Origin of the sequence: Pseudomonas sp. GX19020, from assembly GCF_023371075.1 — a bacterium.
In the GTDB taxonomy this organism is placed as follows: Bacteria; Pseudomonadota; Alphaproteobacteria; order Rhodobacterales; family Rhodobacteraceae; genus Pseudogemmobacter.
The window spans coordinates 41,812-59,589 of the sequence record NZ_JAMCCR010000003.1; the positions used below are offsets into that span (position 1 = coordinate 41,812).

A 17,778-nucleotide genomic window follows, 5' to 3' on the forward strand; every position below is an offset into this window, starting at 1 on the left:
CTGAGGCCGGGATTACTTTGCGGTGCCGACCGCGATCATGGCGGCATTGCCCGCCTGATACATTTGGTATTTCGCATCATAGCTGTTGCCTGTGGCCGTGCGGCTGTCGCGGGTCGGGCAGGTGATGATGATCTCGCGCCCGTCGACACGGCCAGCCTTTGCCATCTCGGCCTGCTCCTGGCAGACGGTGATGGGGTCGTTCTCCGGCGTCGCGTAACCGCCGCTGCACGCCGCAAGGGCGGACAGAAGAACGAGAGCAGGCACGGTCAGTCTGATGCGCATCTGATTGCTTCCTTACTGTAAACGCATTCTGCGGGTCCTTACCCGCAGGGCCGCTATTCGGTCTGGGCCCACATGAAACTCACGCCACTGGTATCCGCAGGCGTACAGACGGGGTCATTGCCCGAAGAGGTGACCTCGGCCCGCAGGCCATCCTCCTGCAGGTCGAACGAGAGACAGCCGTCTTCGCCTGTTTCTTCCACCGCCGTCTGCCCCGCCGCTGCGATCACCGCTGACAAAAGCGCCGCCGCCCGGTCAGAACCGATGGTTTCGGATTGCACGAGGCAATAGCCGCCATCGCTCCAGGTCAGGGCATAGATTTCTTCGGGCCCGGCGATTTCAGAGAAACCGGCCTCGTCATCGGTTGCGACATCCCAGCCCGCAGCCCGGAATGCCTCGGTCGCCTGATTGCCGGCGCCGCCAAGCGAGAGGCAGGTGGCATAGGCGGCCTGCAAAAGATCCTCGCCCTGAGAGGTCGCGAGCGCCGCAGCGGGCGTCGTGTTTTCGGCCAGTGCAGGCCGGGCCACCGGGGCGAGAAGCAGTGTGAAAGCGAGGAGACAGCGGATCATGGCGGGGCTCATTCCTCCAGGTCGATTATGACGACAGACGCGCTGTCCGAGTTGCAGTCGGAATAATCCTCGCCGGAGATCACCTGAAGCGTCAGAGGGGATCCGGGCAGGGCGGAAGTCACGCTGTCCTTGCCGCATTCGCCCTCTGCTCCGGGCGCGCCGGGCGTGACGGTGAACGCATCAGCCGCAAGCATTTCCCCGACAAGCGCGCCGGCGACCCCGGTGCCGGTCGTCAGATCCACGACGCTGCAAGAGGGGTGATCCGCATAAAGCATCACCCAGAGTGTCTCAGCCTGGCCCGGAGGGTTGTAAGACCAGCTGCCCTCATCCTCATGGTCCTGCCGTTCCCAGCCCGCCTTGTCGAAACCGGCGATCAGCCTGGTCTGGTCGCGACCATAGAGGATACAGGCGGCATAGGCCGCATCGCGTTCCCCGCCCGGATGGCCCGAGCCCATTTTGCCCAGCGATGCGTCCAGCGTGGCCCCGGCGAAAGCCGGGGCGCCGGCGCAGGCAGCGGCGCAAAGGGCAAGGTTACGGGCCATCACGCGCATCGGGATCAGCCTTTGACGGCCTTGACGATCTTTTCTGCGGCATCCGACAGATCATCGGCGGCGATCACATTGAGACCGCTGTCATTGATGATCTTCTTGCCGAGATCGACATTGGTGCCTTCAAGACGCACTACCAGCGGAACTTTCAGCCCGACTTCCTTCACAGCCGCGATCACGCCCTCGGCGATGATGTCGCAGCGCATGATACCACCGAAGATATTCACAAGGATGCCTTTGACGTTCGGATCCGAGGTGATGATCTTGAAGGCCTCGGTCACTTTCTCTTTGGTGGCGCCGCCGCCGACATCGAGGAAGTTCGCCGGTTCCGCGCCGTAAAGCTTGATGATGTCCATCGTCGCCATGGCAAGGCCTGCGCCATTCACCATGCAGCCGATTTCGCCATCCAGCGCGATATAGTTCAGGTCGAATTTCGACGCCTCAAGCTCTTTCGGATCTTCCTCGGATTCGTCGCGCAGCGCGGCGATATCGGCATGGCGGTAGATCGCATTGCCGTCAAAGCCCATCTTGGCATCAAGCAGCTTGAGATTGCCGTCGGTCATCACGACCAGCGGGTTGATCTCGAGCATATCCATGTCTTTGTCGATGAAGAGCTTATAGAGGTTCTTCACGATGCCGACGGCCTGCTTGACCTGGGCGCCCTTCAGGCCAAGCGCGAAGGCGACGCGGCGGCCGTGGAAATCCTGCAGCCCGGTGGCCGGATCGACGGTGATGGTGTGAATTTTTTCCGGGGTCGAATGGGCGACCTCTTCGATATCCATGCCGCCTTCGGTCGAGGCCACGATCGAAATGCGCGAGGTCTGGCGGTCGATCAGCAGCGCAAGATACAGCTCGCGCTCGATGTCGGAACCGTCTTCGATATAGATGCGGTTGACCTGTTTGCCGGCCGGGCCGGTCTGGATCGTGACCAGCGTGCGGCCCAGCATCTGACGCGCGAATTCAGCGGCTTCTTCCACCGATTTCGCCAGGCGCACACCGCCCTTGTCGCCGGCTTCCGGCTCCACGAATTTGCCCTTGCCGCGCCCGCCGGCATGGATCTGCGATTTCACGACCCAGAGCGGCCCGTCCAGCTCGCCTGCGGCGGTCTTGGCGTCTTCCGCTTTCAGGACGACACGCCCATCGGAAACCGGGATGCCATAGGACCGGAGAAGTGCCTTGGCCTGATATTCGTGGATGTTCATGGGGCCGTATTCCCGTATTCGGTGATGATCTGGCGCAGTTCTGGCACGGATCATCCGGCCTGGCCAATCCTATCCGCCCCGCATCCGGGATATAAGGCGAAAATCCGCGCTTTGTGATCACGAATTTTCTGGCTGTGATCACAGATTTTAAGCCGTGATCACATTTGTTGCAACTGGCAGGAATCAAGGGCGTGACAGAGCAGGAGGCCGCGTGATTCGTGTTAGCGGCATCAGTTGAACAGTACCGCGAAAAGCACGGCATCGCCCTGCATCAGCCGCTCAAAATCCGACCAGGCCTGGCCCGACATCACCACGCCTTTCTCAGCATAGGGCAGCAAAGCTTCGCCCTGGATCATCCCGATCAGATCCACTTTCGGCGGCGCCTCGAACAGCTTTTTCAGGCTGATCCCGGCCTCGGCCCCATAGCGCCAATGCGGCATCAGGATTTCGCCTTTCAGGAGCTTTTCGGCATCCGCCAGCACCGCCTGCCATTGTGCGCCGGTGCCCGGCGGCAACTGGAGCCCAAGCGCAGAGACCTGCTTTTCATTCGGGATCCATTCGCGGTCATTATCGGTCTCAGCCTCGACCAGCGACCAGAAGCGGCGGTTCTCCTCGATCATCGCGAGGAAATGGCCATGGGCTTTGGCGGCAAGGGCGGCATCCGGCTCCTGCGCCAGGGCCTGGAGGATGATCGTGACCCGGTCGACCTGCTTGCCAAACATCATATCCCAGGCGTTGGGCGGCGGGGTCTCTCCCCAAAGCGCATGCATGTCGCGGGTCGATTGCAGGATGCGGTCGGTCGCCGGGCCGGGATCATAGGCCTGGAAGACCGTGGCCGTCCCGGAAATCAGATGCGTATAGGCCGTGAGCCAGGCGGCATCGGAGCCGTCGAAACGGATGACGATCTGGCCGGGTTCGGGCGCCATGCCCCACAGGCCAAGCGCCTCGACCGCGACATCCGCAATGGCTTCGCCGGGATCGCGCTGCCCATTCGCGTTGATGTCGAACCAGAGATCGGCAAGATCGATCTCGAGCCCGAAATCGCGGTTTCCGACCTGGCCAAGGGCAGCACGGGCCTCGTCCATTCCCGTGGTGACACCGGCGATCAGGGTGGTGATGTCCTGGCCCTGCATCTCGCGCGCCTCCGGATTGGGCGGGATCGGCAGGCGCAGGATCGGAAGCTCCGACCAGTCCGCCTCGAGCCCCACCTGCCACCGGAGTTGCAGCGCCTGTTCGACCGCGCCGAGGAAGCGCAACCCGGCCAGAGCAAAAGCCTCTTCCCCGGTCGGCGCGTTCAGCGCCGCAAGCCGGGACTGCGTGGCCTGGATCCCCTTGTCGCGGATCTCATGCGACAGATCGAGTGGCCCGGCAAAGGCGAGGCCGGGCATCAGCGAAAGCAGGGTGGCACAAAGAAAACGACGCATGGGACCCTCCGGTATGGCGGGGAAAGGATGCGGAGGGGGGAGGGGGCGGTCAAGAGGTGCTGCAGGCCACCCGGGGTGCGGAATTCCCAACGTTGTAAAGAGAGGGGGCCCGGCCCCTCGCGGCTATGCCGCTCACCCCGGGGATATTTGAGGACAGATGAAAAGGCGAAGCGCGCATGCCGATTTCATCTGTCTTTAAATATCCCCGCCGGAGGCTTCCTCAGATGTCAGGAGCGGCGGGGTTCGAGCACTGCGAGGGCCTGGCCGCGGGGCAACAGGTCTTCCCGCCAGCGGATCGAAAAACCAGCCGCCTCAGCATCTGCTGCGATATCGGCGCTGCTGCGATGCCAGGGCGGGCGGTTTGGATGGGTTACCACGCCGTCGCGCTGGCGGAAGGGGCCGGCATGATCATCGGGTGCGAGGAAGACGGTCAGCATAAGCTTGCGCAGCGCGGGGAAGCTATGCCGCAGGGATTTCAGCGCAGGCAGCAGGGGGGCGGCGGGCAAATGGGTAAAGACGCCCCAGCACAGCGCGAAGGTGATGGTTTCCGGCAGGCCCGGGAAGCAGAAGGCGCTGTCCTCAATCAGGTGTTCTTCGGGCAGGCGTGATCGGGCTTCGGGCGTCAGCTCGTCCGTATGGCCGCGCAACATCAGCGCGCGGGAGGCATCAGTGCCCCAGTAATGGCCGGGGTCGAGCCAGGGCACCAGCATATGACCAAGCCGCAGGCAACCGCAGCCGATATCGAGGAAACGGTCCTGCCGCGTGAGCCCCTCATCAAGGATCACCTGCATCTGATGCAGCGCGGTTTCTTCCCAGCGGCCGCCGACGATGTCGCGGTGTTTGCCGCGCGTCAGCGCATCCTCGTAGAAACCGGGCTTAAGATAGGGCGAGGCAAGGGTCATGTGCCTGTGGCCGCGCGGGTGGCGATGCCCTGCATCAGGGCGACGGCCTGCGCCATGTCCTGGAGGCTGACCCATTCGCGCGGCCCGTGGATTTCCTGCATTCCGGTGAAGAGGTTGGGGCAGGGCAGGCCAAGCTCGGTCAGCCTTGAGCCATCGGTGCCGCCCCGGATCGGGACCGAGACCGGATCAAGGCCGATATCGCGGGCGGCGGCGCGGGCGAGATCGACAGGCGTCATGTCGGTCTCGAGCCAGTAGCGCATATTGCGGTATTGCGGGCTGATTCTGCAGGTGACTTCCGCGCGGGGCTCGGTCAGCGCGAGGGCCTCGCAGGCGCGGGTCAGCATCTCGCCTTTGGCCGTCAGCCCGTCGCGTTCGAAATCGCGCAGGATGAAATGGATCACCATTTCCGAGGAGCCGCCGGTCATCCCGACCGCATGGATGAAGCCCTCGCGGCCTTCGGTCACTTCGGGCTGCATTGTGGCTTGCGGCAGGAAAGAGATCAGTTTTGCGGCAAGGTGGATCGCATTGACCATTTTGCCTTTGGCCCAGCCGGGATGGATCGAGACGCCTTTGATCGTGACTTCGGCGCCATCGGCCGAGAAGCTTTCATATTCGATCTCGCCGGGATTGGCGCCATCGAAGGTGAAGGCGAAATCAGCGCCGATGTCTTTCGGCAGGCGCGGATCGACGCCGCGGCCGATCTCTTCATCGGGGGTGAAAGTGAGGCGGATTTCGGGATGGGCGGGCCTGTCCGCAATCAGGCGGCGGGCAGCGGCCATGATGATGGCGATGCCGGCCTTGTCATCGGCGCCCAGCAGCGTGGTGCCCGAGGCGGTGACGATGTCATGGCCCTGGCGAGTGGCGAGGCCGGCCGAGGTTTCGGGCGAGAGGATCAGTGCCGGATTGTCGGGGAAGGTGATCTCGCCGCCATTATAGCCCCGGATGACGCGCGGTTTTACCCCGGTCGCGTTGAACTGGGGGGCGGTGTCCATATGGGCGAGGAAGGCAATCACCGGGCCGGGGGCCGTGGCCGGGATGGTCGCCAGCACGGCGCCATATTCGGTGACGCGGATATCGGTTGCGCCGATCTCTGCGAGTTCGGTCTGAAGAAGCCGGGCCATGTTCAGCTGGATGGCGGTCGAGGGCTGCGAGGGGCTGGCCGGGTCGCTCTGGCTGTCGATGGCACAGTAGCGGGTCAGGCGGTGTTCAAGCTCGGTGATAAGGCTGGACATGCGGGTGCCTGGGTTCTGGCCGGGTGGGGGCGCTGCCCCCGTCTGCCTCTGGCAGCCTCCCCCGGGATATTTAGGGACAGATGAAATTTCAGGTTTTTTTGCGGGCGGCGGCGGCGGATTTCATCCGCTCAAGCAGGGCAGCCTTCTTTTCGGCGGCGGCCTTGTCTTTCGGGGCGCCGCGACGGGGCAGGTCCAGGGCATGCTGGGTGTCTTTGGCGTTTTTGGGATTGCCGGATTTGGAATAGTCCATGGCGGGCTCCTTGTCGTTTCATGTGGCATGACGCAAAGGGGGCGGCGGGGCAAGAGGCGAGGTCGCAGCTGGTCAGGGCGCGCGCGGGATCCTGAGGCCGAGCCACACCGAAAGGACACGGATCGCGAAGGTGGCGGTCAGGGCCAGGGCGGTGGTGATCAAAGGCGGCCAGCCGAGATGATCGCCAAGGATCACGAGGCCCGCGCCGATAATGGCGGCGACCGCGTAGATATCCTCGCGCAGCACGCGGGGGATCTCAGACACCAAAAGGTCGCGAATCACACCGCCTCCGACAGCGGTCAGCACGCCGATCATGCAGGCGCTTGCGGGGGGGAGGCCGAATATCAGGGCCTTCTGGGTGCCTGCCACCGTGAAGGTGCCAAGGCCAAGCGCGTCCAGCAGCATCACCGGTTTCGAGGCACGCTCGATCAGGCGGTGGAAGAAGAAGGCCGTCAGCCCCGCGATGAGCGTCACCACGAGATAGGACGGGTCGCGCAGCACCGCGGCCGGCTGGTCGCCGATGGCCATATCGCGGATTGCGCCGCCCGCCGTGGCGGCGGCCGTGGCCAGCACGATAACGCCGAAGAGATCAAGCTGGCGGCGCACGGCCAGCATGCCGCCGGACAGGCCGAAGACATAAGTGCCGGTCATATCGAGCCACCACAGAAGCGAGGCGTAATCCGCCGCCATCCAGTTCATCGCTGTCTCCGCCTTTGCTCTGGCGGTGATCCTGGCCTGATGCCCGCATAAAGAAAAGCGCGCGCCCCGATGAGGAGACGCGCGCGGGTGGAGTCACTGGTGAAGAACCTCAGTTCAGCGAGGGATCGATTCCCTTGCAGGCGGTCACGAGACCTTTGACCGCGTCGATGGATTTATCGAGCATCGCCTGCTCATCCGCGTTCAGCTTGATCTCGACCACTTTCTCGATGCCGCCGGCGCCGATCACGGTCGGCACGCCGACATAGATCCCGTCAAGCCCGTAGGCGCCTTTGACGAAGGCAGCGGCCGGGAGGACGCGCTTCTGGTCTTTCAGATAGGCTTCGGCCATTTCGATCGCCGAGGTGGCGGGCGCGTAGAAGGCCGATCCGGTTTTCAGCAGGCCAACGATTTCGGCGCCGCCGTCACGGGTGCGCTGGACGATGGCGTCGAGCTTTTCCTGGGTGGTCCAGCCCATGGCGACCAGATCCGGCAGCGGGATGCCCGCGACGGTCGAGTAACGGGTCAGCGGTACCATCGTGTCGCCATGACCGCCCAGCACGAAGGCCGAAACGTCGCGCATCGAGACGTTGAATTCGAGCGAGAGGAAGTGGCGGAAGCGCGCCGAATCAAGCACGCCGGCCATGCCGACGACTTTCTCATGCGGCAGGCCCGAGAATTCGCGCAAAGCCCAGACCATCGCGTCAAGCGGATTGGTGATGCAGATCACGAAGGCGTTCGGGGCGTATTTGGCGATGCCTTCGCCGACCGATTTCATGACTTTGAGATTGATGCCCAGCAGGTCATCGCGCGACATGCCGGGCTTGCGCGGCACGCCCGCGGTCACGATGCAGACATCGGCGCCGGCAATATCTTCGTAGGAATTCGCGCCTTTGAGCGCCACGTCAAAGCCAGCGACCGGGCCGCATTGTGCCAGATCAAGTGCTTTGCCCTGGGGGGTGCCTTCAGCGATGTCGAACAGGATGACGTCGCCGAGTTCCTTGGTGGCGACGAGATGGGCGAGGGTGCCGCCGATCTGGCCTGCACCGATAAGGGCAATCCTGGGTCGTGCCATTGGGATGGTCTCCGTTGATGGGGTCGCGGGAGGCGTAGTCCCTTAATGGGCATCTGTCCAGCGGCTCCGATTTGCAGTATGCCATTGTATGCCGAAAAATCGACGCTTCCGTCTGCCACGCCACGGGAGTAGCGGTCGGGTTAGCGGTAACGGGGTTTCGGGATGGAAGAACTTGGGTTCTGGCTGCTTGCGGTGACGGCCGCAGCGCTGGTCGGGCTGTCAAAAGGCGGGTTGCCGGCAATCGGGATTCTGGCGGTGCCGGTGATGGCGCTGCAGATCTCGCCGGTGCTGGCGGCGGGGATTCTGCTGCCGGTCTATGTGGTCTCGGACATGTTCGGGCTCTGGGCGTATCGCCATGCCTTTGACCGCAAGGTGCTGCTTTATCTGCTGCCCGGTGCGATTGTGGGGGTCGCGGTTGGCGGGCTGACGGCCTCGCTGGTGCCGGAGGCGGCGGTGACAGCGCTGATCGGGGCCATCGGACTTGTCTTCAGCCTTAATCTGCTGCTGCGGCGTCCGGCCGATGGCCCGCCGCGGGATCCAAAGCCGGGGCCAGGGCTGTTCTGGGGGCTGATCACCGGTTTCACCAGTTTCGTCAGCCATTCCGGTGCGCCGCCCTGGCAGGTCTATACCCTGCCCCTGCGGCTGGAAAAGGCGGTGTTTGCCGGCACCTCGACCATCGGATTCGCGGTGATCAATGCGGTGAAGCTGATTCCCTACGGGATGCTGGGCCAGCTGAACCCGGCCAATCTCAGGATTTCTGCGCTGCTGATGGCGCCGGCTGTGGCCTCGGTCTTTGTCGGGGTATGGCTGGTCAGAATACTGCCGGCGAAAGCCTTTTTCCGCATCGTGACCTGTCGCTGCTGCTGATCTCGCTGAAACTGCTCTGGGACGGCGCACGCGGGATCTTCTGAGCTGCAAAATGTGATGCCCGGAACGAAAACAGGGCCGCCAGACGGCGACCCTGTGTTTTTGCGCGTATCGGAGCCCGTATCAGTCAGGGCCTGTCCGCAAGGTCAGGTCAGGCCTTGTCGACCGCCTTCTTCACTGCGTCTTTCGTCTTGCCAAGCGCCTGCTGCGCTTCGCCTTTCAATTCCTGGGCGGCACCTTCGGCCCGCAGCCGGTCATTGCCGGTTGCCTTGCCCACGGCCTGTTTCACATTTCCCACCGCTTCATTGGTGAGACCTTTGATCTTGTCACCGGTGCTGCTCATACTGAACTCCTTTGACTGGGTGTAACCTGAGCGTCTCAGTGCAGGGAAAACACGCGACGCTGCCTCTGGTTCCCCCGGAGCAGGTTCACACAAGGTCACTGCGGCGTGTTTTCGCCAGGGCATGAGAACAGAAGGCCGTGGCAGAAACCGGTGCCGGAGATCTGAAGATGCAGAAATAGTTTCTGCGATGCGGCATTTCATGGCTTGCTGAATGTGCCAATTTTGTGCTTTGACACGCAAGATTATTGCCATGGAGGCCCGCCATGTCCCTCTTGCAGCCGGCTCAGCCCTGCCGTTCGGTTCTCTATATCCCTGCCTCGCGCGAGCGGGCGCTGGAAAAGGCGCGGGATCTGGCCTGTGACGCGATCATCTTCGATCTGGAGGATGCGGTCGCGCCCGAGGAAAAGCCCGCCGCGCGCGACCTGCTGGCGCGGGTGCTGGCGGAGGCCGACTATGGCACCCGGCTGAAACTCGTGCGGATCAACGGGTTCGACACTGAATGGGGGCGCGAAGATGCGGCGGCTATGGCGCGCGCAATCGCGGCCGGGGCGAAGATCGACGCGCTGCTGGTGCCAAAAGTGAGCACGCCCGCCGATCTTGATGCGGTGGCTGCCGTCGCACCGGGTGTCAGCCTCTGGGCGATGATGGAGACTTGTGCGGGTATGCTGAACGCGGCGGCGATTGCGGCGCATCCGCAATTGCGCGGCATGGTCATGGGCACCAATGACCTGGCAAAAGAGCTCGGGAGCCGTTTCCGCCCCGACCGTCTGCCGATGCAGGCGGGGCTGGGGCTTTGCCTGCTGGCCGCGCGCGCCTATGGGCTGACCATCGTCGATGGCGTCTATAATGCGTTCAGGGATGACGAAGGCCTGCGGGCGGAATGCGAGCAGGGCCGTGATATGGGCTTTGATGGCAAGACGCTGATCCATCCGGCACAGCTCGACATCGCCAATGCCGCTTTCGCGCCGTCAGAGGCCGAGCTTGATCTTGCCCGCCGCCAGATCGCGGCCTTTGATGAGGTCATGGCCGCGGGTGGCGGTGTTGCGGTGGTTGATGGCCGCATCGTCGAGAACCTGCATATCGTGACCGCGCGGGCGCTTTTGGAGAAGGATGCCGCAATCAGGGCTGCGGCGATCGGGGCGCTGGCGCTTGCCGGCTGATCGGGCGAAACCTGCCTGACCCTTTTATTGCCAGCCGAATCGGAGCCCGCGCCATGATCATCCTTACCCTCGGAGTGCTTTTGTGGAGCCTCGCCCATCTAATGGGCCGGATCGCGCCGGGCCTTCGGGACCGGCTTGGTGGCAGGGCCGGGATGGGGCTGATCTCATTGACCGCGACGGCGCTGATGGTCTTTGGCTACCGCGCGGCGGAGGGTGAGTTTTACTGGGGTCGTGACCCGATGACGACCGGGATCAACAACCTCCTGATGCTGGTCTCGGTCTATCTCTTCGCAGCAGCGGGGATGAAGACGAAAGCCGGGCGGATGATCCGGCATCCGATGCTCTGGGGCGTGGTGATCTGGACCTTCGCGCATATCCTCGTGAATGGCGACACGCCGTCTTTCGTGCTGTTTGGCGGCATCGGGATCTGGGCGCTGTTGCAGATGCTGGCGATCAACCGGACGGGGCCATGGCAGCGGCCGGAGCCCCGCCCCGGCAAAAGCCCTGCGCGCATGGAGGTGATTGCCATTCTCGGCACTCTGGTGGTCTATGGCGCGATTGCCGCGGCGCATTACGCGCTCGGCTATGCTGTATTCGGGTGATCTGATGAGACTTTACCGCTTTCTGACCGGCGATGACACTTCCGCCTTTTGCCACAAGGTTTCGGCCGCGCTGGCGAAAGGGTGGGAGCTTTATGGCGAGCCGAGCTATGCGTTTGACGCCTCGAACGGGGTGATGCGCTGCGGCCAGGCGGTGATCAAAGAGGTGCCGGGGGAATATTCGCCGGATCTGAAGCTCGGCGAGCAATAGAGACCGGGGAAGGGGGCACTGCCCCCGTCTGCCTCGGGCAGACTTCCCCGCAGTATTTTGGTCAGGAAGAAGGGCCTTAGCGCCTTTCTTGCGGCATTGGGGGAAGAGGCATGAAGACCAATCCGGGGCGGTTTTTCGAGGATTACCGTATGGGCGAGGTGATCCGCCATGCGGTGCCGCGTACGGTGTCGGGGGGCGAGCGGGCGCTTTATCATGCGCTCTATCCGGCGCGGGGCGCGCTTTATTCCTCGGATGAATTTGCGCGGGCTTCGGGGCTGGCGGCGAGCCCGCTGGATGATCTGATCGCGTTTCATACGGTCTTCGGCAAGACGGTGCCCGATATCTCGCTGAATGCGGTGGCCAATCTGGGCTATGCCGAGGGGCGCTGGCTGTTGCCGGTCTGGCCGGGCGATACGATCAGGTCCGAATCCGAGGTGATCGGGCTGAAGGAAAATTCCAACGGCAAGTCCGGCGTGGTCTATGTGCGCACGCGCGGGCAGAACCAGCATGGCGAGGTGGTCCTGGACTATGTCCGCTGGGTGATGGTGAAAAAGGCGCGGGATGTGCCTGCGCCCGAGCCGGTGGTCCCGGATTTGCGCAAGGTGGTGCCGGCCGCGGAATTGGTGGTGCCGGCCGGGCTTGATTTCAGCCGCTACGATTTTGGTCTGGCGGGCGAGCCGCATCGCTGGGGAGATTACGCGGTCGGCGAGAAGATCGACCATGTCGACGGCGTCACTGTCGAAGAGGCCGAGCATATGCTCGCGACGCGTCTCTGGCAGAATACCGCGAAAGTGCATTTCGATGCGACCAATCGTGAAGACGGGCGGCGGCTGATCTATGGCGGGCATGTGATCAGCCTGGCGCGGGCGCTTTCGTTCAACGGGCTCGCCAATGCCCAGATGATCGTGGCGCTGAATGCCGGCGCCCATGCGAATCCCTGTTTCTCGGGCGATACGGTCAGGGCCTGGTCCGAGGTGCTCGATCGGGCGGAAACTCCTGCACCGGGGGTCGGGGCGCTCCGGCTGCGTCTCGTCGCCGTAAAACAGGGCGCGGCTCCTTTCGCACTGAAAGGCGAGGACGGCAAATACCAGCCCGAGGTGTTGCTCGATCTGGATTACTGGGCGCTGGTGCCGCTCTGACGCAATTGACTGTGGCACAGCCGCCCGAAATCCGGGCTTCTGTGCCCTGTTATACACTTGTTCAGTTTCTTGTTGTACGGTTGTAAAACAAGTCTTGCATGAAAGGTGCAAGCGATTCCAGGCTGTGAGGGCAAGCTCAAGCAAGGAGTCATGACGATGTCGGAACGCGTTATTGATGGCCCGGGGAAACTCGCAGGGGCCGCATGTTTTTGTCTGTGTCTTTTCACCACTGCAGCTGCCGCGCAGGATCTGTCGCTCTACAGCGGCACCGCGCTGCAATATTACACCAAGAATGATGACGGCCCGTCGAAATCCGATCTGAACGCCTATCTCGAACTGGATTACAGTGGCGCTTATGCGGGGATCTGGGCCGAGGTCACCAACTGGGAAGATTACAACGAGGTCGATCTTTATGTCGGCTATCGCGGCGAGGCCGGGCGGCTGAGCTATGATGCCAACTATTATTACTACATCTACCCGGATGTGGATGATGCCGATTATGGCGAGCTGGGCCTCGTTCTCGACTATGCGCTGACGGATACATTCTCCATCGGCACCGAGCTTTACACCCAGCCGGAGAGCGGCAATGGCAGCGCCTATCTGACGGCGGCACTGGCGGCGGGGGACCGCTTTGGCTTTGACGTCTCCTGGGGCAAAAATGACGAAGGTTTCGGCACTTATGCCGAATGGGAGATCGGCGGATCCTATGCGATCAGCGATGAGGTCAGCCTTGGCCTGCGCTACTATAACGGTGAGGCCTATGACGATTACTTCCGGCTGGAACTGGCCTGGAATACGACGCTCCTGACCCGCTGATACCAGGCGCGGCAGCGAGAGATGGCAGGATGAGACGGCGGGGGCCGACGACGGCCCCCCTTAAATGCTTGCCCATAATATCTGAATAAAACACCAGGTTATTCCCCGTGATCACTGATGTGATCACGGTTTTCAAAATCGTGATCACAAACTCGCGAAAAACTTGTGGGGTTAGCGGGAACAGGACGCGTTTGCAGCATTGCCCCCGGTGACTTGGGTGATAAAAGCGATATGACGATTGGCATATCGAAGCGCGCTCCATCGCGAAACCCGCCTCCGGCCGGGTCCCGTGCGGGGCAAGCCAGCGACGAAGGGACAAGCGATGTCTGCACCGAAACAGGTCCAGCGACCTCTTTCTCCGTTCATGATCGGCCCGTATTACCGGCCGCAGATGACCTCGATTTCCTCGATCATGGTGCGGATCACCGGCATAGCGACCCTGGGGACGATCATTCTGGTCGTGGCCTGGCTGGTGGCGGCGGTGACCTCGCCTGCGGCTTTTGACTGTGTCAACTGGCTCCTGACCTCGGTGATCGGCGATATCATCATGACGCTGGCGGCCTGGGCGATCTGGTATCACGCGCTTGGCCGCCTGCGCCACGTGATCTGGGATCTGGGCTATTTCATCGAGGTGAAGGCCAATGAGATCATGGGCTGGTCGATGTTCATCGGGGCCACGATCCTGACCATCGTCACCGTGCTTGTGGTCTGAGGGAGGACAAGAGATGCGTTTCATCACCGACCGCAAAGCCGCTGATGGCCTTGGATCCGCCCGGGCCGGCACCCATCATCACTGGAATATGCTGATCAGCTCGGTGTTGCTGGTCGTGCTGGTGCCGCTGTTTGTGTTTACCTTCGGCTATGGCCTTGGCCGCACGCATGAAGGTGTCCTGGCCTATTTCTCGCGGCCCTGGCCTGCGATCATCACCGGGCTGACGCTGATCGTGGTGACGCTGCATTGCAAGGCCGAGGCCGAAGAGGCGATCATTGACTATGTGCATGGCGCAAAGGCGAAACTGGCGCTGGTCGCGGTGACGGGCCTCGCCTGGGCGCTGATTGTGGTGGGGCTTTTCGCTCTGGTTAAACTGGCGCTGTAAGCGGCTGCCCGGATGGGGTTGCCCTGCAAGAGATGCGGTAAGGAAAGACGGAAATGACGGCTGCATACCAATACGAGACGCATGAATATGACGTCGTGGTTGTCGGTGCCGGTGGCGCGGGCCTGCGCGCAACGCTTGGCATGGCCGAGCAGGGGCTGCACACCGCCTGCGTGACCAAGGTCTTCCCGACGCGGTCTCACACCGTCGCGGCCCAGGGCGGGATCGCTGCGTCTTTGGCCAATATGGGCCCCGATAACTGGCAGTGGCATATGTATGACACCGTCAAGGGCTCGGACTGGCTGGGCGATACCGATGCGATGGAATATCTCGCGCGCGAAGCCCCCAAGGCGGTTTATGAGCTGGAACATTACGGCGTGCCGTTTTCCCGCACGGAAGAGGGCAAGATCTATCAGCGTCCCTTCGGCGGTCACACGACCGAATTCGGCGAAGGCCCGCCCGTGCAGCGCACCTGTGCCGCCGCTGACCGCACCGGCCACGCGATCCTGCACACGCTTTATGGCCGGTCGCTGAAGGAACAGGCCGAGTTCTATATCGAATATTTCGCGCTTGATCTGATCATCACCGACGGGCGCTGCACCGGTGTGCTGTGCTGGAAGCTTGATGACGGCACCATGCATGTCTTCAACGCCAAGATGGTGGTGCTGGCGACCGGCGGCTACGGGCGTGCCTATTTCTCGGCGACCTCGGCCCATACCTGCACCGGCGACGGTGGCGGCATGGTGGCGCGGGCCGGCCTCGCCCTTCAGGATATGGAATTCGTGCAATTCCACCCGACCGGCATCTATGGCTCGGGCTGTCTGATCACCGAAGGCGCGCGCGGCGAGGGCGGCTATCTGACCAACTCGAATGGCGAGCGGTTCATGGAGCGTTATGCGCCCCATTACAAAGATCTCGCGCCGCGCGACTATGTCTCGCGCTGTATGACGATGGAGATCCGCGAAGGCCGGGGTGTCGGCGCCGACAAGGATCACATCTTCCTCCACCTGAACCACCTGCCGCCCGCGACCCTGCATGAACGGCTGCCGGGGATTTCGGAATCGGCGAAAATCTTCGCCGGGGTCGATCTGAACAAAGAACCGATCCCGGTTCTGCCGACCGTTCACTACAATATGGGCGGCATCCCGACGAATTACTGGGGTGAGGTGCTGAACCCGACGCCCGAGAACCCCGATGCGATCTTCCCCGGTCTGATGGCTGTGGGAGAGGCGGGCTGTGCAAGCGTGCATGGCGCGAACCGTCTTGGCTCGAACTCGCTGATCGATCTTGTGGTCTTTGGTCGTGCCGCCGCGATCCGCGCAGGCCAGGTGGTCGACCCGAAATCCGCCGTGCCGCCTACGAACAAAGCCAGTGTTGACCAGGCGCTCGCGCGGTTCGACGCGCTGCGTCACGCCAATGGTGCTATCGCGACCGCCGATCTGCGTCTCGAGATGCAGAAAACCATGCAGCGCGATGCCGCCGTCTTCCGCACCGAAAAGACCCTTGCCGAAGGCGAGGTCGCGATGACCGAAATCGCCGGCAAGATGTCGGATATCAAGGTCACTGACCGTTCGATGATCTGGAACAGCGACCTGATGGAGACGCTGGAGCTGACGAACCTGATGCCCAATGCGCTGGCGACGATCTATGGCGCCCATGCCCGCACAGAAAGCCGCGGTGCCCATGCGCATGAGGATCACCCGACGCGTGATGACGCCAACTGGCGCAAGCACAGCCTCGCCCATGTTGACGGCAACAAAGTTACGCTCTCCTATCGTCCGGTTCATCTTGACCCGCTGACGGCAGAGGCCGATGGCGGGATCAGTCTGAAGAAGATTGCCCCGGCAGAACGGAAATTCTGATGCGTATTCGCGGTGGTGTATTGCTTGCTTCGCTGATGACCATGGGCCTTGCGGCCTGCGGCGGCGGCTATAGTGATCCCGCGACATCGTGTATTTTTGCTGCGGGCCACGCCTATCCGGGTGAGGGCCAGAAAGCCGCGCGGGATGCGGCAACACGCGACTGCATTGACCGCGAGGTCCGCAAACAGGCGGCCGTGACCGGGACAGAGGTGAAGCGGATAGACGGCCCGAATGGCAGTACGACCTGGGTCAAAGCCGGATCGGCCGCCGATCGTGCTGCCTCCGGCAAGGCCATTCCGACGATCAACACGCGCCCGGGCAACACAGGCCCGGTTTCTGTCGGGGCGCCGACAGCTGCGGCCCCGTCAAGGGGAAGCGTGCAAGCGGTTGCACCTCTGGTCGGGCCGGATCAGACCTGCCGGAAAACCATGATCGGAGGGACTGGCTATGCCTGTATCGCGAACTAAATCCCTGTTGGCGATTGCCACGCTCGCGCTTTCCGGCTGCGTCGCCGGCGAGAGCATGATGCAGGAAACCACCCGCTCGCTGGCGCGTACTGCGGTGAACGGGGCGGCGAACCATTATTTGCCGGGGGTCAATGTCTCGCCCTATACCGATTGCGTCATCAACAATGCGCAGACGGGGGAGCTCATGCAGCTGGCGCAATATGCCTCGGCTGGTGCCAATGGCGCGACCCAGGCCTGGCCGGTGGTGCGCACCATCGCAAGCCGCCCCGAGGCGACCCAATGCCTGATTCAGTCGCTGAGCGCGACGGATCTGCTGAAAGTCGGGGGGGCCTCGCTGTGATCCTCCGTTTTGCGCTGATCCCCGCCATGCTGCTGCTTGCGGCCTGCGACCCGCAGGCGCTGGCCGATAAGACCACCCGCAATATCGCGCATGGCGTGGTGTTGCCGGTGGTGTCGCGGGACCTGCCAGCAGGCCCGGCCGGTCAGGCGACGGAGTGCATTCTCAACGCGGCGTCAATGCCCGAGATCCGGGCACTTGCGCGCGATACCGGTGTCGAGGCCGGCAGCCTCACCCGCGAAAATGTCAGGAATATCGCGCTGCGCCCCGCCGCGCAAAGCTGCTTTGCCGCCCATAACATCCCGCAGGTGCGCTGATGCGTCCCCTCGCCCCGCTTGTTCTGCTCTTCCTTGCCGCCTGCGGCCCGGTTTCGGTTCATCGCGCCGAAGAACTGTGCCTCAAATCCGCGCGCGAGGCGAAGGGGCCGACCGGGACGGCGGGGATCGGCATCGTCTCCGGCCCCTCGGGCACCAGACCGCGCGGCGATCTGGAACTCAATATCTCGTCTGACTGGCTGATGCGCCGGGATCCGGCGGTGGTCTATGAGACCTGTGTGATGTCCAAATCGGGGCAGGCGCCAGGCCGCCCCTATCATATGCTGGTGCGGGGATAGGCAGGATGCAGGCGCGTCCGGGGCCGGGCCCCGCAACCAGAAACTGCGCCGGCCTGCCCGGTACTTTCATCGCCCGGCGCCCTGTGGCGCCCT

24 protein-coding genes are annotated in these 17,778 nt (G+C 63.0%); 13 read left to right on the forward strand and 11 right to left on the reverse strand.

What is annotated here, in order from left to right; genetic code table 11:
• Positions 1–12 precede the first annotated feature (12 nt).
• The 10 genes from M3484_RS07420 to mdh all read right to left on the reverse strand — a co-directional run bounded on the left by M3484_RS07420 (position 13) and on the right by mdh (position 8,177).
• Positions 13–282 carry a hypothetical protein gene (locus M3484_RS07420; protein WP_092901036.1) on the reverse strand — a complete coding sequence of 90 codons (270 nt, stop codon included), beginning with the start codon at positions 280–282 and terminating at the stop codon, positions 13–15.
• 53 nt (positions 283–335) lie between these two features.
• Positions 336–848, reverse strand: a complete 513-nt coding sequence (locus M3484_RS07425) for a hypothetical protein (protein ID WP_249496385.1) — start codon at positions 846–848, stop codon at positions 336–338.
• An 8-nt stretch (positions 849–856) separates the two neighbouring features.
• Positions 857–1,390: a hypothetical protein gene (locus M3484_RS07430; RefSeq protein ID WP_249496386.1), complete on the reverse strand. Its 534-nt coding sequence runs from the start codon at positions 1,388–1,390 to the stop codon at positions 857–859.
• A gap of 14 nt (positions 1,391–1,404) precedes the next feature.
• The gene (gene sucC, locus M3484_RS07435; protein ID WP_092901045.1) at positions 1,405–2,598 is read right to left on the reverse strand and encodes an ADP-forming succinate--CoA ligase subunit beta; all 1,194 of its coding nucleotides are present in this window, start codon (positions 2,596–2,598) and stop codon (positions 1,405–1,407) included.
• 230 nt (positions 2,599–2,828) lie between these two features.
• Positions 2,829–4,022, reverse strand: coding sequence for a hypothetical protein (locus M3484_RS07440; RefSeq protein ID WP_249496387.1), 1,194 nt, complete (start codon positions 4,020–4,022; stop codon positions 2,829–2,831).
• Between the two features lie 227 nt (positions 4,023–4,249).
• Positions 4,250–4,924, reverse strand: a complete 675-nt coding sequence (locus M3484_RS07445) for a class I SAM-dependent methyltransferase (protein ID WP_249496388.1) — start codon at positions 4,922–4,924, stop codon at positions 4,250–4,252.
• A complete protein-coding gene (pepT, locus tag M3484_RS07450; RefSeq protein ID WP_249496389.1) occupies positions 4,921–6,156 on the reverse strand; it encodes a peptidase T in 1,236 nt (411 codons plus the stop codon). Before pepT ends, M3484_RS07445 begins: the two co-directional genes overlap by 4 nt.
• An 88-nt stretch (positions 6,157–6,244) precedes the next feature.
• Entirely contained in the window at positions 6,245–6,406 is a 162-nt protein-coding gene (locus M3484_RS07455; protein WP_171909590.1) for a hypothetical protein, read from the reverse strand.
• A 72-nt stretch (positions 6,407–6,478) separates the two neighbouring features.
• Positions 6,479–7,105 (reverse strand): trimeric intracellular cation channel family protein, encoded by a 627-nt coding sequence (locus tag M3484_RS07460; RefSeq protein ID WP_249496390.1) that lies wholly within the window; start codon positions 7,103–7,105, stop codon positions 6,479–6,481.
• A 109-nt stretch (positions 7,106–7,214) separates the two neighbouring features.
• Positions 7,215–8,177: a malate dehydrogenase gene (gene mdh, locus M3484_RS07465; RefSeq protein ID WP_198836073.1), complete on the reverse strand. Its 963-nt coding sequence runs from the start codon at positions 8,175–8,177 to the stop codon at positions 7,215–7,217.
• A 162-nt stretch (positions 8,178–8,339) separates the two neighbouring features.
• Here mdh and M3484_RS07470 point away from each other — a divergent pair, with 162 nt between their 5' ends.
• Positions 8,340–9,044: a sulfite exporter TauE/SafE family protein gene (locus M3484_RS07470; RefSeq protein WP_249496391.1), complete on the forward strand. Its 705-nt coding sequence runs from the start codon at positions 8,340–8,342 to the stop codon at positions 9,042–9,044.
• A 151-nt stretch (positions 9,045–9,195) separates the two neighbouring features.
• Here M3484_RS07470 and M3484_RS07475 read toward each other — a convergent pair whose 3' ends face one another.
• Entirely contained in the window at positions 9,196–9,387 is a 192-nt protein-coding gene (locus tag M3484_RS07475) for a CsbD family protein (protein ID WP_198836071.1), read from the reverse strand.
• A gap of 263 nt (positions 9,388–9,650) precedes the next feature.
• Between M3484_RS07475 and M3484_RS07480 the strand changes: the two genes are divergently transcribed.
• The 12 genes from M3484_RS07480 (at position 9,651) to M3484_RS07535 (ending at position 17,685) form a co-directional block, all read left to right on the forward strand.
• Positions 9,651–10,547 carry an HpcH/HpaI aldolase/citrate lyase family protein gene (locus M3484_RS07480; RefSeq protein ID WP_249496392.1) on the forward strand — a complete coding sequence of 299 codons (897 nt, stop codon included), beginning with the start codon at positions 9,651–9,653 and terminating at the stop codon, positions 10,545–10,547.
• 53 nt (positions 10,548–10,600) lie between these two features.
• Positions 10,601–11,149, forward strand: a complete 549-nt coding sequence (locus tag M3484_RS07485) for an NnrU family protein (protein ID WP_249496393.1) — start codon at positions 10,601–10,603, stop codon at positions 11,147–11,149.
• A gap of 4 nt (positions 11,150–11,153) precedes the next feature.
• Positions 11,154–11,357: a DUF1737 domain-containing protein gene (locus tag M3484_RS07490; RefSeq protein WP_092902193.1), complete on the forward strand. Its 204-nt coding sequence runs from the start codon at positions 11,154–11,156 to the stop codon at positions 11,355–11,357.
• Between the two features lie 110 nt (positions 11,358–11,467).
• A complete protein-coding gene (locus M3484_RS07495) occupies positions 11,468–12,496 on the forward strand; it encodes a MaoC family dehydratase (protein ID WP_249496394.1) in 1,029 nt (342 codons plus the stop codon).
• Positions 12,497–12,652: 156 nt separating this feature from the next.
• Positions 12,653–13,312: a TorF family putative porin gene (locus M3484_RS07500; protein ID WP_249496395.1), complete on the forward strand. Its 660-nt coding sequence runs from the start codon at positions 12,653–12,655 to the stop codon at positions 13,310–13,312.
• Positions 13,313–13,634: 322 nt separating this feature from the next.
• Complete coding sequence (sdhC, locus tag M3484_RS07505; protein WP_249496396.1) at positions 13,635–14,024, forward strand: succinate dehydrogenase, cytochrome b556 subunit; 390 nt, start codon at positions 13,635–13,637, stop codon at positions 14,022–14,024.
• A 13-nt stretch (positions 14,025–14,037) separates the two neighbouring features.
• A complete protein-coding gene (gene sdhD / locus M3484_RS07510; RefSeq protein WP_092901085.1) occupies positions 14,038–14,409 on the forward strand; it encodes a succinate dehydrogenase, hydrophobic membrane anchor protein in 372 nt (123 codons plus the stop codon).
• A 53-nt stretch (positions 14,410–14,462) separates the two neighbouring features.
• Entirely contained in the window at positions 14,463–16,268 is a 1,806-nt protein-coding gene (sdhA, locus tag M3484_RS07515) for a succinate dehydrogenase flavoprotein subunit (RefSeq protein WP_249496397.1), read from the forward strand.
• Positions 16,268–16,735 (forward strand): hypothetical protein, encoded by a 468-nt coding sequence (locus M3484_RS07520; RefSeq protein WP_249496398.1) that lies wholly within the window; start codon positions 16,268–16,270, stop codon positions 16,733–16,735. The genes sdhA and M3484_RS07520 overlap by 1 nt, the downstream gene beginning before the upstream one ends.
• Positions 16,716–17,075 (forward strand): hypothetical protein, encoded by a 360-nt coding sequence (locus tag M3484_RS07525; protein WP_143040530.1) that lies wholly within the window; start codon positions 16,716–16,718, stop codon positions 17,073–17,075. Before M3484_RS07520 ends, M3484_RS07525 begins: the two co-directional genes overlap by 20 nt.
• The gene (locus M3484_RS07530; RefSeq protein ID WP_249496399.1) at positions 17,072–17,389 is read left to right on the forward strand and encodes a hypothetical protein; all 318 of its coding nucleotides are present in this window, start codon (positions 17,072–17,074) and stop codon (positions 17,387–17,389) included. Before M3484_RS07525 ends, M3484_RS07530 begins: the two co-directional genes overlap by 4 nt.
• Positions 17,389–17,685: a hypothetical protein gene (locus M3484_RS07535; protein WP_249496400.1), complete on the forward strand. Its 297-nt coding sequence runs from the start codon at positions 17,389–17,391 to the stop codon at positions 17,683–17,685. The genes M3484_RS07530 and M3484_RS07535 overlap by 1 nt, the downstream gene beginning before the upstream one ends.
• Positions 17,686–17,778: the final 93 nt, after the last annotated feature.

Coding starts and splice junctions, on each gene's coding strand:
- sucC (WP_092901045.1), bottom strand. CDS start 2,598: ATGAACATCCACGAATATCAGGCCAAGGCACTTCTCCGGTCCTATGGC.
- M3484_RS07520 (WP_249496398.1), top strand. CDS start 16,268: ATGCGTATTCGCGGTGGTGTATTGCTTGCTTCGCTGATGACCATGGGC.
- pepT (WP_249496389.1), bottom strand. CDS start 6,156: ATGTCCAGCCTTATCACCGAGCTTGAACACCGCCTGACCCGCTACTGT.
- M3484_RS07480 (WP_249496392.1), top strand. CDS start 9,651: ATGTCCCTCTTGCAGCCGGCTCAGCCCTGCCGTTCGGTTCTCTATATC.
- sdhA (WP_249496397.1), top strand. CDS start 14,463: ATGACGGCTGCATACCAATACGAGACGCATGAATATGACGTCGTGGTT.
- M3484_RS07475 (WP_198836071.1), bottom strand. CDS start 9,387: ATGAGCAGCACCGGTGACAAGATCAAAGGTCTCACCAATGAAGCGGTG.
- M3484_RS07485 (WP_249496393.1), top strand. CDS start 10,601: ATGATCATCCTTACCCTCGGAGTGCTTTTGTGGAGCCTCGCCCATCTA.
- M3484_RS07430 (WP_249496386.1), bottom strand. CDS start 1,390: ATGGCCCGTAACCTTGCCCTTTGCGCCGCTGCCTGCGCCGGCGCCCCG.
- sdhC (WP_249496396.1), top strand. CDS start 13,635: ATGTCTGCACCGAAACAGGTCCAGCGACCTCTTTCTCCGTTCATGATC.
- mdh (WP_198836073.1), bottom strand. CDS start 8,177: ATGGCACGACCCAGGATTGCCCTTATCGGTGCAGGCCAGATCGGCGGC.
- sdhD (WP_092901085.1), top strand. CDS start 14,038: ATGCGTTTCATCACCGACCGCAAAGCCGCTGATGGCCTTGGATCCGCC.
- M3484_RS07440 (WP_249496387.1), bottom strand. CDS start 4,022: ATGCGTCGTTTTCTTTGTGCCACCCTGCTTTCGCTGATGCCCGGCCTC.
- M3484_RS07525 (WP_143040530.1), top strand. CDS start 16,716: ATGCCTGTATCGCGAACTAAATCCCTGTTGGCGATTGCCACGCTCGCG.
- M3484_RS07470 (WP_249496391.1), top strand. CDS start 8,340: ATGGAAGAACTTGGGTTCTGGCTGCTTGCGGTGACGGCCGCAGCGCTG.
- M3484_RS07455 (WP_171909590.1), bottom strand. CDS start 6,406: ATGGACTATTCCAAATCCGGCAATCCCAAAAACGCCAAAGACACCCAG.
- M3484_RS07495 (WP_249496394.1), top strand. CDS start 11,468: ATGAAGACCAATCCGGGGCGGTTTTTCGAGGATTACCGTATGGGCGAG.
- M3484_RS07490 (WP_092902193.1), top strand. CDS start 11,154: ATGAGACTTTACCGCTTTCTGACCGGCGATGACACTTCCGCCTTTTGC.
- M3484_RS07425 (WP_249496385.1), bottom strand. CDS start 848: ATGATCCGCTGTCTCCTCGCTTTCACACTGCTTCTCGCCCCGGTGGCC.
- M3484_RS07535 (WP_249496400.1), top strand. CDS start 17,389: ATGCGTCCCCTCGCCCCGCTTGTTCTGCTCTTCCTTGCCGCCTGCGGC.
- M3484_RS07420 (WP_092901036.1), bottom strand. CDS start 282: ATGCGCATCAGACTGACCGTGCCTGCTCTCGTTCTTCTGTCCGCCCTT.
- M3484_RS07500 (WP_249496395.1), top strand. CDS start 12,653: ATGTCGGAACGCGTTATTGATGGCCCGGGGAAACTCGCAGGGGCCGCA.
- M3484_RS07445 (WP_249496388.1), bottom strand. CDS start 4,924: ATGACCCTTGCCTCGCCCTATCTTAAGCCCGGTTTCTACGAGGATGCG.
- M3484_RS07460 (WP_249496390.1), bottom strand. CDS start 7,105: ATGAACTGGATGGCGGCGGATTACGCCTCGCTTCTGTGGTGGCTCGAT.